14 protein-coding genes and 1 pseudogene are annotated in these 14,359 nt (G+C 68.2%); 8 read left to right on the forward strand and 7 right to left on the reverse strand.

The window, feature by feature from the left end; genetic code table 11:
• Positions 1-10: 10 nt before the first annotated feature.
• From HNQ79_RS19830 to HNQ79_RS19845, 4 genes are all read left to right on the forward strand, one after another.
• Entirely contained in the window at positions 11-556 is a 546-nt protein-coding gene (locus HNQ79_RS19830; protein ID WP_185032914.1) for a GNAT family N-acetyltransferase, read from the forward strand.
• A 31-nt stretch (positions 557-587) separates the two neighbouring features.
• A complete protein-coding gene (locus HNQ79_RS19835) occupies positions 588-797 on the forward strand; it encodes a helix-turn-helix domain-containing protein (protein WP_185032916.1) in 210 nt (69 codons plus the stop codon).
• Positions 797-1,399, forward strand: a complete 603-nt coding sequence (locus HNQ79_RS19840; protein WP_185033202.1) for a Clp protease N-terminal domain-containing protein — start codon at positions 797-799, stop codon at positions 1,397-1,399. The genes HNQ79_RS19835 and HNQ79_RS19840 overlap by 1 nt, the downstream gene beginning before the upstream one ends.
• A 90-nt stretch (positions 1,400-1,489) precedes the next feature.
• Entirely contained in the window at positions 1,490-2,059 is a 570-nt protein-coding gene (locus HNQ79_RS19845; RefSeq protein WP_221507940.1) for a YwqG family protein, read from the forward strand.
• On the opposite strand, the gene HNQ79_RS19850 is transcribed toward HNQ79_RS19845, so the two are convergent.
• From HNQ79_RS19850 to HNQ79_RS19860, 3 genes are read right to left on the reverse strand one after another with little or no spacing between them, the layout of a single operon-like run.
• Entirely contained in the window at positions 2,056-2,412 is a 357-nt protein-coding gene (locus tag HNQ79_RS19850; RefSeq protein WP_185032918.1) for a hypothetical protein, read from the reverse strand. The two genes, HNQ79_RS19845 and HNQ79_RS19850, sit on opposite strands and share 4 nt — an antisense overlap.
• A 38-nt stretch (positions 2,413-2,450) precedes the next feature.
• Positions 2,451-2,816, reverse strand: coding sequence for a hypothetical protein (locus HNQ79_RS19855; RefSeq protein WP_185032920.1), 366 nt, complete (start codon positions 2,814-2,816; stop codon positions 2,451-2,453).
• Positions 2,813-3,220, reverse strand: coding sequence for an ATP-binding protein (locus HNQ79_RS19860; RefSeq protein WP_185032922.1), 408 nt, complete (start codon positions 3,218-3,220; stop codon positions 2,813-2,815). The genes HNQ79_RS19855 and HNQ79_RS19860 overlap by 4 nt, the downstream gene beginning before the upstream one ends.
• A gap of 174 nt (positions 3,221-3,394) precedes the next feature.
• On the opposite strand from HNQ79_RS19860, the gene HNQ79_RS19865 reads away from it, so the two are divergent.
• The 3 genes from HNQ79_RS19865 to HNQ79_RS19875 all read left to right on the forward strand — a co-directional run bounded on the left by HNQ79_RS19865 (position 3,395) and on the right by HNQ79_RS19875 (position 5,240).
• Entirely contained in the window at positions 3,395-4,309 is a 915-nt protein-coding gene (locus tag HNQ79_RS19865; RefSeq protein ID WP_229923712.1) for a helix-turn-helix domain-containing protein, read from the forward strand.
• The gene (locus HNQ79_RS19870; protein ID WP_185032924.1) at positions 4,306-4,512 is read left to right on the forward strand and encodes a DUF397 domain-containing protein; all 207 of its coding nucleotides are present in this window, start codon (positions 4,306-4,308) and stop codon (positions 4,510-4,512) included. The genes HNQ79_RS19865 and HNQ79_RS19870 overlap by 4 nt, the downstream gene beginning before the upstream one ends.
• A 164-nt stretch (positions 4,513-4,676) precedes the next feature.
• Positions 4,677-5,240 carry a dihydrofolate reductase family protein gene (locus tag HNQ79_RS19875; RefSeq protein ID WP_185032926.1) on the forward strand — a complete coding sequence of 188 codons (564 nt, stop codon included), beginning with the start codon at positions 4,677-4,679 and terminating at the stop codon, positions 5,238-5,240.
• Positions 5,241-6,022: 782 nt separating this feature from the next.
• Here the strand turns inward: HNQ79_RS19875 and HNQ79_RS34780 are convergent.
• From HNQ79_RS34780 to HNQ79_RS19895, 4 genes and pseudogenes are all read right to left on the reverse strand, one after another.
• Positions 6,023-6,259: pseudogene (locus HNQ79_RS34780) on the reverse strand (RHS repeat-associated core domain-containing protein); the annotation flags it as partial.
• Positions 6,260-7,525: 1,266 nt separating this feature from the next.
• Positions 7,526-10,909 (reverse strand): RHS repeat-associated core domain-containing protein, encoded by a 3,384-nt coding sequence (locus HNQ79_RS19885; RefSeq protein WP_376699983.1) that lies wholly within the window; start codon positions 10,907-10,909, stop codon positions 7,526-7,528.
• 406 nt (positions 10,910-11,315) lie between these two features.
• Positions 11,316-12,392, reverse strand: coding sequence for a PadR family transcriptional regulator (locus HNQ79_RS19890; protein ID WP_185032931.1), 1,077 nt, complete (start codon positions 12,390-12,392; stop codon positions 11,316-11,318).
• Position 12,393: 1 nt separating this feature from the next.
• Positions 12,394-13,302: a DUF4097 family beta strand repeat-containing protein gene (locus tag HNQ79_RS19895; RefSeq protein WP_185032933.1), complete on the reverse strand. Its 909-nt coding sequence runs from the start codon at positions 13,300-13,302 to the stop codon at positions 12,394-12,396.
• A 145-nt stretch (positions 13,303-13,447) separates the two neighbouring features.
• On the opposite strand from HNQ79_RS19895, the gene HNQ79_RS19900 reads away from it, so the two are divergent.
• Positions 13,448-14,287, forward strand: a complete 840-nt coding sequence (locus HNQ79_RS19900) for a hypothetical protein (protein WP_229923695.1) — start codon at positions 13,448-13,450, stop codon at positions 14,285-14,287.
• Positions 14,288-14,359 lie beyond the last annotated feature (72 nt).

Below are 14,359 nucleotides of genomic sequence, written 5' to 3' on the forward strand. Positions count from 1 at the left end.
GGGGGCGGCTGTGGGGACGCTGAGCACACCCGAGGGATTCGTGCTGCGGGAGTGGCGGGAGGGGGACGCCGCGGCACTGCTGGAGGCGTGCTCCTCCTCCCCGGAGCTGGCCCGGCAGATCGGCCGGGTACGGGACGCGTCCGATGCCCGCGAGTGGGTGGCGCGCCGCACGGAGCACGTGGCGGCCGGGACGGCGTACGCCTTCGCGGTGACGGACGGACGCGCGGGCCCGGTGCTGGGCAACGTCGCCGTCTCCGCGGTCGACCGGGCGCACGACGGCGGCTGGATCTCGTACTGGACCGTGGAGGCGGCCCGGGGGAGAGGTGTGGCAGTGGCGGGCACCCGCCGTCTCGCGGACTTCTGCTTCACCGAACTCGGCCTGCACCGCCTGGAATTGGGACACCGTACGAACAACCCCGCGTCGTGCGCGGTGGCGCTGCGCGCGGGTTTCGCGGTGGAGGGCCTGGAGCGGGACAAGCTGCGGTACGGGGACGTGCGACACGACGTGGAGCGGCACGCGCGGCTCGCGACGGACACGTTTGTCAACGGGGGTTGACGCGAACCCCTCGTCAACCTAAATTGACACCATGAGCGAAGCAACCGATCTCGCCGCGAGGGCGGGAGACCAGGACCCACGGGTCGGGCTGCGCGCGGTGGTCGCCCTGCGACGACTGCTGGAGCAGCTGGAAGCCGTACAGGTACGGGGTGCTCGCAACCAGGGCTGGTCGTGGCAGGAGATCGCGGCCGAGCTGGGCGTCAGCAAGCAGGCCGTGCACAAGAAGCATGGGAGTCGATGATGTTCGAACGGTTCACGGAGAGCGCGCGCCGGACGGTGACCGGCGCGGTCGCCCAGGCCGAACGGCTCGACCACCCCGAAGTCACCGAGGAACACCTCCTCCTCTCCCTGCTGGACACGGCCGAGGCCCGCGCCCTCTTCGCCTTCACCGCCCTGGGCCTGCGCGACCGGCGCGAGGAGATCGAGGCGGCACTGGCGGACGCCCGGCGCCGGGGCGGCCTCTCGAAGGCCGAGACGGACGCCCTCTTCGACCTCGGGATCGATGTGGACGCCATCGTCCGCAAGGTCGAGGAGACGCACGGCGAAGGAGCCATGGCCGGAGCCCGCCGGAACGCCGGTGACGACCTCCCCCCACGGGAGGCCACGCGCGTCCGTGGCCGGCTCAGGCGGAAACTGCTCGACCACCGGCCGTTCACGCCGGAGGCGAAGAAGGTGCTGGAACAGTCGCTCAAGGTGGCTCTGGGCCGCGGCGACAAGCACATCGGCGAGGAACACCTGCTGCTGGCACTCACGGTGCGTCCCGGGGTCGTCTCCGAGGTCCTGAAGGACTTCGGCGCGGGTTACGGGGACGCGGAGAGGGCGATGTTCGGGGAACCCCGGTAGGGCGCGCGCAGTCGCTGGACGGGCGTTGTCGGGCCCTGGCGCTAGGGTCGTTCGACAACGCTCGTTTCGTCTGTGCGCGGGAGGTCAGTGGTGACTGGTCCGGTTCCTGTGGAGTTCGTGCCCGCCGGGCGGGTGGTGACGGAGCCGGTCACCAAGCTGGGCGGCCGGCCGGTGTGGCGGGACGGCGCGCAATGGCCGCTGTCCAAGCAGTCCGGCGAACCGATGAAGTTCATCGGACAGTTCGAGGTACGAGGCGGGAAGCTGGCGTACCTCTTCATGTCGAAGGAACCCGGAACCTTCGCGCCGGACGGCGGCGAGAACGCGGTGATCGTGCAGCCGGGCGGGCGGGTGCCCGCATTCTGCGCCGGGGTACAGGACTTGACCGACGGCCCCACGGCAGGCGAGGACCATCTGCCCCGGACCGCCGAGCTGGACGAGGACGTCGAAGTGTGGCAGTTCCTCGGCGGCCCCGACGTCGAGCCGCTGTGGCTCCAGGGGGAGGAGACCCCGGGCGAGGCGGAGGGCGAGCCGTGGGAACTGGTCGTCCAGCTCGACTCGACGGCGATGCCCTTCGCCGTGAACTTCGGGGACGCCGGGATCGGCTACGCGTTCCTCTCGCCGGAGGGGGACGAGGGGCGCTTCCTCTGGCAGTGCACCTAGCGCGGGTGCTGGTGCGGGGGTGAGGACACGAAGGCGGCGTAGGGAAACGGAGCGCCCGGGTAGCTGTACGGGTGATCGCGCCCCGCGACGGCCTCACCCAGCGCGAAGCGTCGCTCGTGCTGGAGCCGGCGCTGCTCGATGGCCCGCTGGATCTGCTGCTCGGCGAAGCGGTGCAGCTCCTCGCGGGCGGGGGTGGGACGCCTTCGTACCGTCACTGGTACGGGAAGGGGCTCGGGAGCCGCTACGCAGGCCGGTTGGACGGTACGGCGGGGGCGGCCCTGTGCGGGAAGCAGGATGCGCAGGACGAGATGGCAGATGCGGGCGGCAAGGTCGCGCATACGTCGTTCACTCACTTGCTCTGAGGGATGTTCGCTGAGTCCCGGCGGGCCGCTCAGGACCGGTCTGCGGGGGCGCTTGCGTACTGACAGGCCGTGACGGGGCCCGGAACCATGCGGAGTACGGTCACGCGCCGGGCGGTCCAGATCAGCTCCGCGCCGTGCATGGACGCACGGAAGGTGTACGTCTCGTCCGCGCGCAGCCGCGTGACGGCCTCCCACTGGCCGAAGCCCAACCAGTCGTGGGCGGCCTCGCGCTCGGCGCGGGCGAGAGTGGAGACGAGCGTGCGCAGGGAGTCGCGCATCCAGATCACCGCGTGGGTGGGCGCGGCCACGCTGCGGGCCTGCCGAACGCCGACTCCGTTCGCGCCGGTGGCGGTGAACTCGCACCACCAGGCGGGGGCCGTGAGCGGCGGAATCATGAGGTGGCAGTGGCGCCGGGGGCGGGCAGGTGCGCCCAGACCGTCTTGCCGGGGTCGCGGGGACGCACGCCCCAGTGGGCGCTGAGCGCGTCAACGAGGACGAGTCCCCTCCCGCTCGCCCCCAAAGGGTCGTCAATCTTGCGGAGTTCGGGCATCGCCCACTCGTAGGAGTCGGCCACCTCGATGACGAGCATGCCGTGGCGACGGAGGGTGAGGGTGAAGTGGTCGCCGATGCCGGCCGCGTGAACCAGGGCGTTGGTGGCCAACTCACTGGTGACGAGGAGGGCGTCGTCGATCAGCAGCCCGAGCCTCCACTCCACGAGGACCGCCCTCACGTGCGCTCGTGCGGCGGGGATGGAGGGTTTGCGGGAACGGAAGGTGATGGTGCTGGTGCGTCCGGACATGGCGTCTCCAAGGGGGTGGGCAGGCCGGAGTTGATCACCTAAGGTCCACAAGAAAGCACCGTGAGTGACGACAATCACGCTAGTGCTGCAAGCTGGCAGACGGCAAGTGGACATCTGATGCAAGCTTGCAACAACCCGTCACCCTGAAGTGGCTGGCGTGTGCGTGCAGTTGGCGTGCAGACTGATTCCGAGGAGAAGGGGGACGGCATGCCCGCAGGTGGGAAGCCCACTGTGCGCAGTAGGCGACTGGGCGCGTCGCTCAAGAGGCTGCGGCTGAACGCGCATCTCGACCAGGAGCACGCCGCTGAAGCGGTCGACTGTTCGACCGCCAAAATCAGTCGGATCGAGTCGGGATCGGTCAGTGCCCGTGTAGGCGATGTGCGGATTCTCCTCGACCTGTACGGCGTCGAGGACGTGGAGGAGCGGCGACGGCTGGAGAAGCTGGCGCGGGACAGCAACAAGCGTGGCTGGTGGATGAACTTCCAGGCCCAGTACCCCGCTCTGGATCGCCTGGGCGACTTCCTCTCGCTGGAGACCGACGCCACCTACATCCGGGCATGGCAGCCGGTGTTCATCCCCGGGCTTCTGCAAACCCCCGACTACACGCACGCGCTGACGAAAGCCAATCCCGAGGTGCTGAGCGACGAGGCAGCCGTGGAACTGGTGAAGGTGCGTCAAGGGCGCCGACAAGCGTTCGAGGAATCGGGTGCGCGCTTCGCAGCGGTGATCTGGGAGCCCGCCCTGACCGGACCCATGCCGCATCCCGCAGTCCACCGTGACCAACTCGCTCACCTGCTGAAGATGGCTGAGCAGCCCAACGTGACACTTCAGGTCCTGCCGCACAGCGAATGGGCAGCGGCACGCGTGGCGCCGGCCTTCGTCGCCCTCTCCTACGGGAAAGAGGCATCACCGGAGGTCATCGTTCAGGACACCATGGCCAACAGTGTGATTCTCGAAGACCACGAAGACATGGCCGGCTACCTGCACGCCTACGAGGCACTGCGGTCGGCAGCCCTGACGCCCGACAGGACGCTGACCTTCATCCGGCAGCTGATGAGCGACATCACCATAGAGAACGAGGAAGCGTGAGCAACCAGCAGATCGTCACCCCCTTCGTGAAGTCGACCCACTCAGGGGGAGGCTCTGCCAACGAGTGCGTGGAGGTCGCGCACACTGCCGACGGCGGTCGTGCCGTACGGGACACCAAGGACCGCAACCGGGGCACCCAGTTCCACCACCTCGCCGCCTGGAGCGACTTCCTCACTGCAGTGAAGACGGACACCCTCCGCTAGCCGCCTCCACTTCCAGACCCACCCATGCCCCGCATCGAGACGGCCAGTGCCTCCTGGACGCATGGTCTCGTCGGGTGACTCGGCCAAGCGGCCCCGCGAGCCACAATGCATCCCACCGTGTCCGACGGTCCCATAGTCGAAATCGTCACCGAGGAGTACATCTGATGCGCGACGTGACCTACTCGATGGGCATCTCCCTGGACGGCTATATCGTCGGGCCGGATGGCGGCTTCAACTGGACGGCGCCGAGCGAGGACATCTTTCGCTTCGCCACCGACCAGGTGCGGGAGGTCGGCGTGCACTTTCTAGGACGACGGCTGTACGAGGCGATGCGGTACTGGGACACCGTCGATCAGAGCCCCGCGCTCGACTTCTCCACGCGCGAGTTCGCCGCGATCTGGAGGTCGCTTCCCAAGGTGGTGTTCTCCACCACGCTTTCGGAGGTAGAGGGAAACGCGCGCCTGGCCTCTGGCGGGCTGGCGGAGGAAATCGAGCGGTGGCGGGCTGAGCCGGGGGACGGCAACATCGCGATCGGCGGCGCGGCTCTCGCCTCCGAGGCGGCCGCGTTGGGGCTGACCGACGAGTACCGGGCCAAGGTCTACCCGGTGCTGGTCGGCGGCGGCATTCCGTTCTTCCCCCAGCACGAGCGCCGAGTGGATCTCGAACTCATCGAGACCCGCACCTTCCAGTCAGGAGTCGTCTACCTCCGCCACCGCGTGAGGCCCTAGCCGGCCGCCCCACCCTGGCCGTCCCGCGCCGCGTCGCGGAGCGCTGCCCCGGTCGACCGTACGGCGGTTGACCGAGTCCCTCAGCCAGCCGGGCCTTGAACAGCGTGTGCCCAGACGTGGGTAGAGCCGAACGCACGGGCAGGCAGTGCCGGTGACAGGGCCGCCATCAGCGCCCACCCCGAGTCCACTGACAAACCCGCCCACGACACCCTCACGACGGGTACGGCTGGCCGACACCTCGTCGCTCAGGCGGCCGACCGCACTCCCTTTCTGGCCCGAACACCTCCGACAACCATGTACCCGAAGGAAGGAGCAACAGAACAACGCCCACAGTCAACCGCACTGCATAGGACTGCCCCTCCATTCACATGACGATCGGCCACCTCAACAGAGCGAGAACGACAAGTCCCCCGAGAAAAGCAGCCAGTCGCGCGCTGAACGCTTATTGCTGAATGCGACGCCCTGAGGGTCGTATGAGACCAGGTCCAGCCCCAATCGTGAACTCCTGCACCGCCGGCATAGTCTCCTGATACGTATGCCGCGTCGGCGGAAAAGGATGTCTTTCCAGTGACGCCTATTTCGGCGAAAGCTAGCGTTTGTTACGCAGGATTGCACCGATCGCCATGGCGATGGAGACGACGACGAAGTAGGCGCTCCAGCGGCAACAGCAGCCGTTCCACAATCGGATTCCGTAAGTGCACCATCTGCCATCCCTGCCCTGATGGCGGCGGCGTTCCCGTATTCACCGTTCGCGAGCGCACCCACAGCCTCTGCGCCAGACTTCACGTCGTCATAGAGGCCCAAAGCTTTCGTGGCGTCCTTGAGAACTCCCCTACGCTAGACGTCCCATCGGGGTCGATGCGGTTGACGGGGTCGTCCTCCGCGTACAGGTACGGGTTCTTCTCCTGGCCCGACGGGTCGGGGCTGATGAAGCGGCCGATGCGCGGGTCGTAGTAGCGGGCACCGTAGTGGTACAGGCCCGTCGGGTCCTGGTAGCCGCCCGCGAAGCGGTAGGGCTGGGGAGCTTTTGGGTGAAGACGCCGTCGACGCGCGGGGACCCACGCTGTGCGACGACGCGATCCTCGCCCAGCGGTATGCGGCCGGCCACTGAGCAACCAGTGACCGGCCGCAAACTTGGGCGCTCGTGAGAAGGGGCCCAGATTTCCGGTGACGCTGGCGATCCGCGTCACCGTTTCTTACTTGCCTCGACCTCGCATGAGACTGATCGCGAAGAACACGGCCACGGCAGCCGCAACCACACCGAAGACGATTCCAAGCCAGGGTGGGCCGTCAGGTCCGCCGCCAGGGGCTGCCAGTTCTATGGCACGCATCTGTGATCCTCTCTATTAAAAGGTCTTCTTTATCTTCGCCGAGCATCCCGGCTTCGCGCTGTACGAAGTACTGGCACCCGCCGAGGCCTCACCTTGAGAACTCACCGACGCGCGGTAGTTACCGGCGGAGCACCCCACTTCGCCGGTCCAGCCCTCGGAAGCGTCGCTGGCGCTGGTCTCGTATCCCCCACTCACTCCAGGGGTTCCTGCTCCGCCCGAAATGCTGGCATGGAGCGCACCGTCGTCATTCCTACTCAAACCGCCTCCGATGCAGCCTCCGAAGGCACAGACCTCGAGGTTCCATCCCCTTTTCGGTGAAGGTGCCGTCGACGCCGCGGGGGCTGTAGCGGTATTCGTTCACCTTGGTGCCGGTCTCGTCGGCCATGGCCAGGACGGAGCCCGGTGCGTCGGTGAGGTAGTAGTACGACTTGCCTTCGGGCGTCAGGGATCTCAGGGTGCCCCCGGGGCGGAGGATGTAGCGTGAATCAAGTTTCTACTTGCCTCCAAACTGCTCTATCACCCCCACAGCTGTCAAAATCCCAAGCGCACAGAAAACGCCTCCAATGAGGCGGTACATCCATACGTGAGTTTTTAGTTTAGTTTCCCCGAATACAGGCCTCAGTGCTGCTACGTTTCCCCGGGCAAGAAATTCTGCGGAGTACGCCATTGTTGTACCGAAGGCAATCACTAAGATGCCAATAAGTAGATTCATCCGAACCCCTTCACCTTCACGCATTTCCTGCCAGTCATGTCTTACGGATGCGAGATCGCCGTGGTCGACCACGACCCTGGTCCCCGAATTTCGATTCGGGGACCAGGGTGTTGGGGCTACTTCCGGTGCGTAACCTTATAGATCACGAAGAAAGCGGCTGCTGCGATGAGCAGCAAGACCAGGCCGAGAGGAAGCAGGGTCAGAAAACTAGGTCCAGTTTCTTGGGCGTTTACCATGCGTAGTTACCCTCCGTACTGCCATTTCGTCATGGCACTACAATACCCAGTCTTGCCCCCGGTAGCCGCCCCAAAGGAATTATCTTCAGGAGACCAAGAGTAATCGACGGTCCCGATACCGCAGGAGTACTCAGAGGAGAGCCCGCTCTCCGCTTCTCCACTCGACCTGCCGACCGATACCCCCGATCCCGGCGAGCCCACGCCGAGACCAATTCCGCCCTTGGTGCTGCCGTCGTCATTCCTGGTGTACGAACCAGAGATGCAGCCTATGAAGCAAATTTCAGCTTCGATGCTCCATGAATCGAGCCCGTTGGGATCGATGCGGTTGACGGGGTCGCCCTCTGCGTACAGGTACGGGTTCTTCTCCTGGCCCGACGGGTCGGGGCTGGTGAAGCGGCCGATGCGGGGGTCGTAGTAGCGGGCCTTGAGGTGGTAGAGGCCCGTCGGGTCCTGGTAGCCGCCCGCGAAGCGGTAGGGCTGGGGGACCTTTTCGGTGAAGGTGCCGTCGACGCCGCGGGGGCTGTAGCGGTATTCGTTCACCTTGGTGCCGGTCTCGTCGGCCATGGCCAGGACGGAGCCCAGTGCGTCGGTGAGGTAGTAGTACGACTTGCCCCCGGTCGTCATGGAGTTCAGGGTGCCCGAAGCTTCCCGGTTGAATCGCATGTCGCCGGTCGGGTCGGTCTTGCCGGCCAGGCCGAGCGGGCCGTTGTGCAGGGTGGTGTCCCCGTAGAAGAGGCGCTCCGATTGGTCGGTGGAGCCGTACAGGCCGGTGTACTTCTTTCCGGCCACGGTGACCGACGTCTGCTGGGAGTGGTCGGACCAGATGCCGCCTGTGCGGGTGCGTTCGGCGCCGCTGGCCCCGTCGGTCTCGTTGCCCGCCTTGTCGTAGCCCCACCCTGCGGTGGAGCCGGCGCGGGAGATGAGCTGGGAGGCGTCGTTGTAGGCGAGGGCGATGCCGGAGGGGCAGCCCTTCGTCGAGCCCTGGGAGGTGAGGTTGCCCGCCGCGTCGTAACAGTACTGGTAGGACCCGGCGAGGGTGGTCCCCTTCATCTCCTCGGAGTAGGAGAAGCGGCCCGCACTGTCGTACTCGTAGGTCTTCTTCAGGCCCATCACGCCATCGGTGGCGGTGCGGACCTTCATGCCGTCCTTCGTCGCCGTGCCGGAGACGTAGGAGTACGTGTACGAGGTGTTCGTCAGCGTCCCCTTCGGCGAGGTCGCCTTGATCAGCGTGGGGCGGCCGGACTTGTCCGGGGTGACCTCCTGGACCGTGCCGCCGGGGTAAGTGGTTTTCGTGCGGACGTCGTTGGCGTTGTAGGTGTACGTCGTCGTCTTGCCCGACGGGTCCTTCAGCGCGGTCAGACGGTTGGCCGCGTCGTACGTGTAGTCGGTCAGCCCCGCCGGGTCCTTGTAGGTGTCGACGTTTCCGGCCGGGGTGTAGGTCAGCTCGGTCTGGGAGCCGTTCTGGAGGGTGCGGATCGTCTCGCGGGACAGCGGGTCGAAGGCGTACTTGATCAGACCGGCGTCGTCCGTGCGCTGGGAGAGGTTGCCGTCACCGTCGTACACGTACCGCACCGTGGTCGTGCTGGAGGAGACCTCCGTGATCCGGTCGCGGTTGTCGTAGGTGAAGACGGAGTTGACGCCGCGGCCGTCCACCGAGGTCTCGACGCGGCCGAGTGCGTCGTAGGTGTAGGTGGTCTTGCCGAGCGGGGCGGGCGGGGTGACCTCGATGAGGTTGCCCTTGGCGTCGTACTGGAACTTGGTGACCTTGCCGCGGGCGTCGGTGACTGTGCACCGCTGGCCCTCGAACCCGCCGCAGGTCGGGGTGGCCTTGTTGTACGTGAACTTCTCCGTCCCGCCACCCGTGCCCGAGACGGCCACCGATTCGGTGTTGCCCGCCGCGTCGTAGGTGAAGGAGGTTTTCTCGCCGTCCGCGGACTCCATCGTGCCGGGGACGTCCCGGCCCGCCCTCGTCGCGTAGCCGCCGACCGCCGAGGTCGCTCCGGTGGGGAGCTTGGCGGAGGTGGGGTTGTTGCGGGCGTCCCAGCCGTACGCCGTCTCGTTGCCCGGCGTGGTGCCCACACCCATCGCATCCGTGGCGGTCTTGACGTTGTGGTTCGCGTCGTACGTGGAGGAACGCGAGTGGCCGAGGGCGTCGGTGGTCTTGGTGACGCCGCCGTCCGCGTTCAGCTCGTAGGTGGTGGTGTGCTGTTCGGGGTCGGTGACCTTTGTCTTGCCGGCCTCGTACGCGTAGGTGTGGGTCGGGCCGGTGTGGGCGTTGCCGTTGTAGGCGGTGGCCCGCTGCATGGAGGTGACGCGGTTCTGGGCGTCGTAGCCGAAGTTGGTGACCCGGCCGTCCGGGGTGGTGATCCGGGTCAGGCGGCGCGAGGAGTCGTACTCGAAGGCCGTGGACTTGCCGGCCGTGTCGGTGGTCCTGGCGAGGTCGCCGGCGGGGTTGAGGTCGAAGACGGCGGTGCGGCCGGTGTGGTCCTTGGCCTGCCACTGCGAGGCGTCCGTTTTCACCAGGTCGACGAAGCGGCCCGAGCGGGTCTCGGTCAGCTTGAAGCCCTTGTGTTCCGTACCGGCATCGTGCTGGGTGACGGTGATCGTGGCGTTGTTGCGGTCGGTCACCTTGGTGAGGGTGCCACCCGCGTTGTACGTGTCCTTCGAGCCCGACTTGCGGTCGGTCAGCGTGTAGGTGCCGTCCGCGTTCTTCGTCAGGTCCTTGGAGTACCCGGCCGGGGTGGTGTACGTCCCGTCCGCCTTCTTCACGAAACTTACCGAGGCGCCCGTGGAGTCGAACCACACGAACTCGGTGTCGGTGATCTGGGCGTACCGCTCCCAGCCCTGCCACCAGCGCTGGGAGACCTTGCCCCACGGCGCGTCCATCGAGTTGTACGTCCGGGTGAGCTGCAGGCTCTGGCCGACACCCGGCACGTCGAAGTCCGTGCCAGCGAGCATCAGGTTGCCGGTCGAGTAATTCACCCTCGCCACGAGGGAGTCCGTGATCCGGAAGTCGGAGATCCTGTGCCAGGGAACCGCGCCCTGACCCTTCGGGGCCTCCGCCAGCAGGGGTGCTGCCGGGGCGGCGAGGCGGGCCTTCTGCGACGACTGCGCGCGCTGCTTCTGCGCGGCGCGCCAGGCCGCCCGGTCCTTCGACGGGGCCGCCTCCGGCTGCGGGGCGACGGCCTTGTTCGTTCCCACCTTGACCGGCGGGATCGGGAGCTTGGGTGCGTCCTTGCCCCATACGGAACTCGCCGGCATCGGCGGCGGATCCACCGGGCCGGCCATCGCGGTCGGCAGCGCGCCGGCGCCCAGGGCCAGAACGGCGAGAGCCACCGTCAGTATGCGTCTCGCCCGTATCTGCGTGCGGGCATGGGTGTGCTTCTGCATCAACTTCCCCCCACGGAAAGTCAAATACCGGTGGCCCCAGCGGCCACCGGAGGGGCACACGTTCACACACATCCCTCACGGTTGTGTGCGCCGTGCCCCGAAGACTCGAACGTATGCGCGCAAGAATCAGCCCCTCCTCTTCGAAGGGAATGTCGGGACATCAGGGGATGGAAGCGAGGGTTCCAGGAAGAGGGGCAGGCGGAGGCCGGGCAGGGATTGGCTTATACCTTTCGCCGTGCGAGGGGGAGGAATTTGCTGTCGAGAACCTTTTGGGCGCGGAGGCAAGTAAGAGAGACGTGGGGCAGCTTGCTGGGAGATGTCCTACTCCTTAACGGCACAGAGCCCGGAGCGGGTGCGCTCCGGGCTCTGTGCTCGGGGGTTCGGGCCGGGTACGTGTCTCGGGTCGTTACTTCTGCGTACCCCGCAAGAGGCGGTCGATATGGGCCGCGGCAGCCGCCAACTTGGCTCGCGCGTCGTTCAGTTGGGCAGCGGTGACGCCGTGGTCGCGGGCCGCGTCGCGGATGTCGTCGCGGAAGCGGTCCAGGAGGCGGTCGAGTTCGCGGGCCGGGTCCGAGCCGGGCTTCGTGTCCTCGTACGCCCAGTCGGGCAGCCCCTCGGCGGGCACCGCGTCCTCCGGGGCCGATGAGCGGGAGGTGTCCTTGTCCGCCCGCTCCACTGTGATGTCCGGCGCTTCCTTCGGTGCCTCGGGACCCCGCCCGAACCGGCCGAAGTCCTTGCCCCAGCTGCGGCTGAACTCCTTCTCGATCTCGGCGAGTCCGTCCCGTACGGCGGAGGGCCAGTCGCCGCGTGCCACGTGCTCGCGGACCTGCTCCTCCACCCGGCGGGCGGCCTGCTGCATCTGCTCGCGTGCGCGGTCGGTCGTCTCCTTGGCCTGGCGGCGGGCCTGCTGAGCTTCCTCGCGGGCGCGGCGGCTCTCGTCCTTCGCGCGCCGGGCCTGCTCCTTCCACTCGTGGCGGGCCTTGCGCATCTCCTCCTTGGCCAGCCGCCAGGCCTCCTTGTCGCCCCAGGGGCCGCCCCAGTCGCCCCCGCCGCCGGTGGAGCCGGCCGGACCGGCCGCGTCGGCGGTCGGGGACTCCTTCGAGCCCGCCGCCTGGGCGCGCATCTCGCGGCGCAGGTCGCCGGCCGCTCCCCGTACGTCGTCGCGGATCTCGGCGGCCAGCTCGGAGACCGACTCGCGGATCTCCAGTTCCAGATCGGCCAACTCCCCGCCCCGGCCCGCGAGTTCCGCACGGCCCGCGTCGGTGATCGAGTAGACCTTGCGGCCGCCCTCGGTGGCGTGGGTGACCAGGCCCTCGGCCTCCAGCTTGGCGAGGCGCGGGTAGACGGTGCCGGCGGAGGGGGCGTAGAGGCCCTGGAAGCGTTCCTCCAGCAGGCGGATCACCTCGTAGCCGTGGCGCGGGGCCTCGTCCAGCAGCTTGAGGAGGTAGAGGCGGAGTCGGCCGTGGGCGAAGACGGGAGGCATGTCAGAGGACCTTTCCGGAAGGTGCGTCGGAGGGGGAGCCGCCGGGGGCGTCGGAGGGGGAGTCGGCGGGCGCGCCGGCGGCGGTTTCGTCGTGCGGCGGGCGGCGCAGCAGGGCGATAGCGCCGGAGACCGTCGTCGCGCGCAGCTTGCCCGCGCCCGTGCCGAGCGTGCCGGTGATCTTCTTCTGACCCCACTGGCCGGCGACCCGCAGGTCCTCGAACGCGTTGGAGACGGAGCCGCTGGTGGTGTTGGCCTCCACCTGGGCGTCGGCGGGGTGCGGGAGGCGGATCGCGATCTCGCCGGTGACCGTGGTGAGGGCGATGTCGGCGGGCCCGTTGCGCACGGTGTCCACGTCGATGACCATCGCCCCGCCCACGGACTCAGCCCGTACGGAGGACCCCGCGCCGTCGACGACGGTGAGGTCGCCCGTCACCGACTTGAAGCGGAGGTCGCCGGTGAGGGACTGGGTCTCGATGTTGCCGGAGACGGTCTCGGCGTTCACCGGGCCGGACAGGCCGACCAGGGTGGTTTCGCCGGTGACCCCGCGTACCTCGGTACGCGCGCCGATGCCCGAGACGACCGCGTTCGCGCCGACCACGCCCACGTCGACCTTCGCCCCGGCCGGGACGGTCAGGGTGACGGTCGCGGAGCGGTTCCAGCTGCGCCGGTCGAACATCTTGAGGAAGTCCTGCCAGGGCAGGTCCTCGTACGTGACGGTGAGCGTGCCGTCCTTGTGCGACACGACCAGCGGTGGGCCGTCGAGCTCGGTCACTTCCAGGCGGGCGGCGGGCACGGACGGGTCGTCGGTGCCGACCACGTTCACCGTGCCGTTGACGATGCGCACGCTCAGTGCGGTCACCGGCTCGTCGAAGGTGAGTTTCTGCGGTGCTTTGACGGACCACTCGGTCATGGCGATCTCCCCGGTCAGGACTCCAGTTCAACGCAACATATCGCGTCTTCTGTTCAACACGATATATCGCGGTTGAGTGAAGTCAAGACAAGGCCCGGCGTCCGGCGAGAGGTGAGCCCGGGGGAATTGGCCTAGCGTGAGCGTTATGTCCTTCTCGGATCCGTCGTCCGCGCACCCCGTGCCGCCCGGACCGCCCGCCTCGCGGCCCGTCGGAGCCCTGCTCCTCTGCCGGGCCCCTGTCGATGACGTACGCCCGGCAGCCCACCTGCTCCGCGAGCGGATGCTGCTCGCTCCGGCGGGTGACGACTGGAGTGTGCTGGTGCCGGAGGGCAAACCCTGGCTGGCGCCGGGGGAGGGGCACGACCCCGTGGACCGGGTGCTCGCCGGCTGGGCGACCGCCCTGGCCGTCGGCACGAGCTGGCCGGTGCTGGCGCTGTGGTGGGACGGAGAACGGTACGGATACACCCTGGCCGCCGGGTTCCGGCGCACCGTCGGCTACGAGTGGCTGGCCGACGGCACCCCGCTCGGCGAGGACGAGGCCATGCGGACGTTCGCGCTACGGCTCGCCCTGGACCCCGTGCACGACGTCGCCGCGCTGGAAGCGCTGGCCAGACAGGACGGGGACACGGACGGGCGGGCCAGGCTGCTGGGCCTGGTCGCCGTGGTGCAGCGGGCAGGGCTGAAGCTGCCGACGGGGCTGACGCCGGGGGAGAGCGCCGACCGGCTGCGCGAGGTGGCCCGGGTGGGAGCGGGCGCGGAGACCGTGGAGTGGGCGGGCTGGCGCGACGCGCTACGGGCGGAACTGGGAGCGCACGGCCCGTGGGGGGCCGGAGTGCGGATCGCCGGAGCGGTCCAAGTGGTCGTCGGCGTACCGGTGTTGCTGTGGGGCCTGCGGCGTGGCGGCGCCGGGTGGGCGGTGGCGGGCGGACTCCTGGTGGCTCAGGGAACGGCGGCACTGGCCTTCGACGGGGCGCACAGGAGCTGAGGGCGCGGCCTGCGGGGGTGAGCGGGGGAGGAGGCGGCGCGCTGGGTATGCCGTACGACCGCCCCCGGGGAG

The organism is Streptomyces candidus (genome assembly GCF_014207445.1).
GTDB classification, from domain to species: Bacteria; Actinomycetota; Actinomycetes; order Streptomycetales; family Streptomycetaceae; genus Streptomyces; species Streptomyces candidus.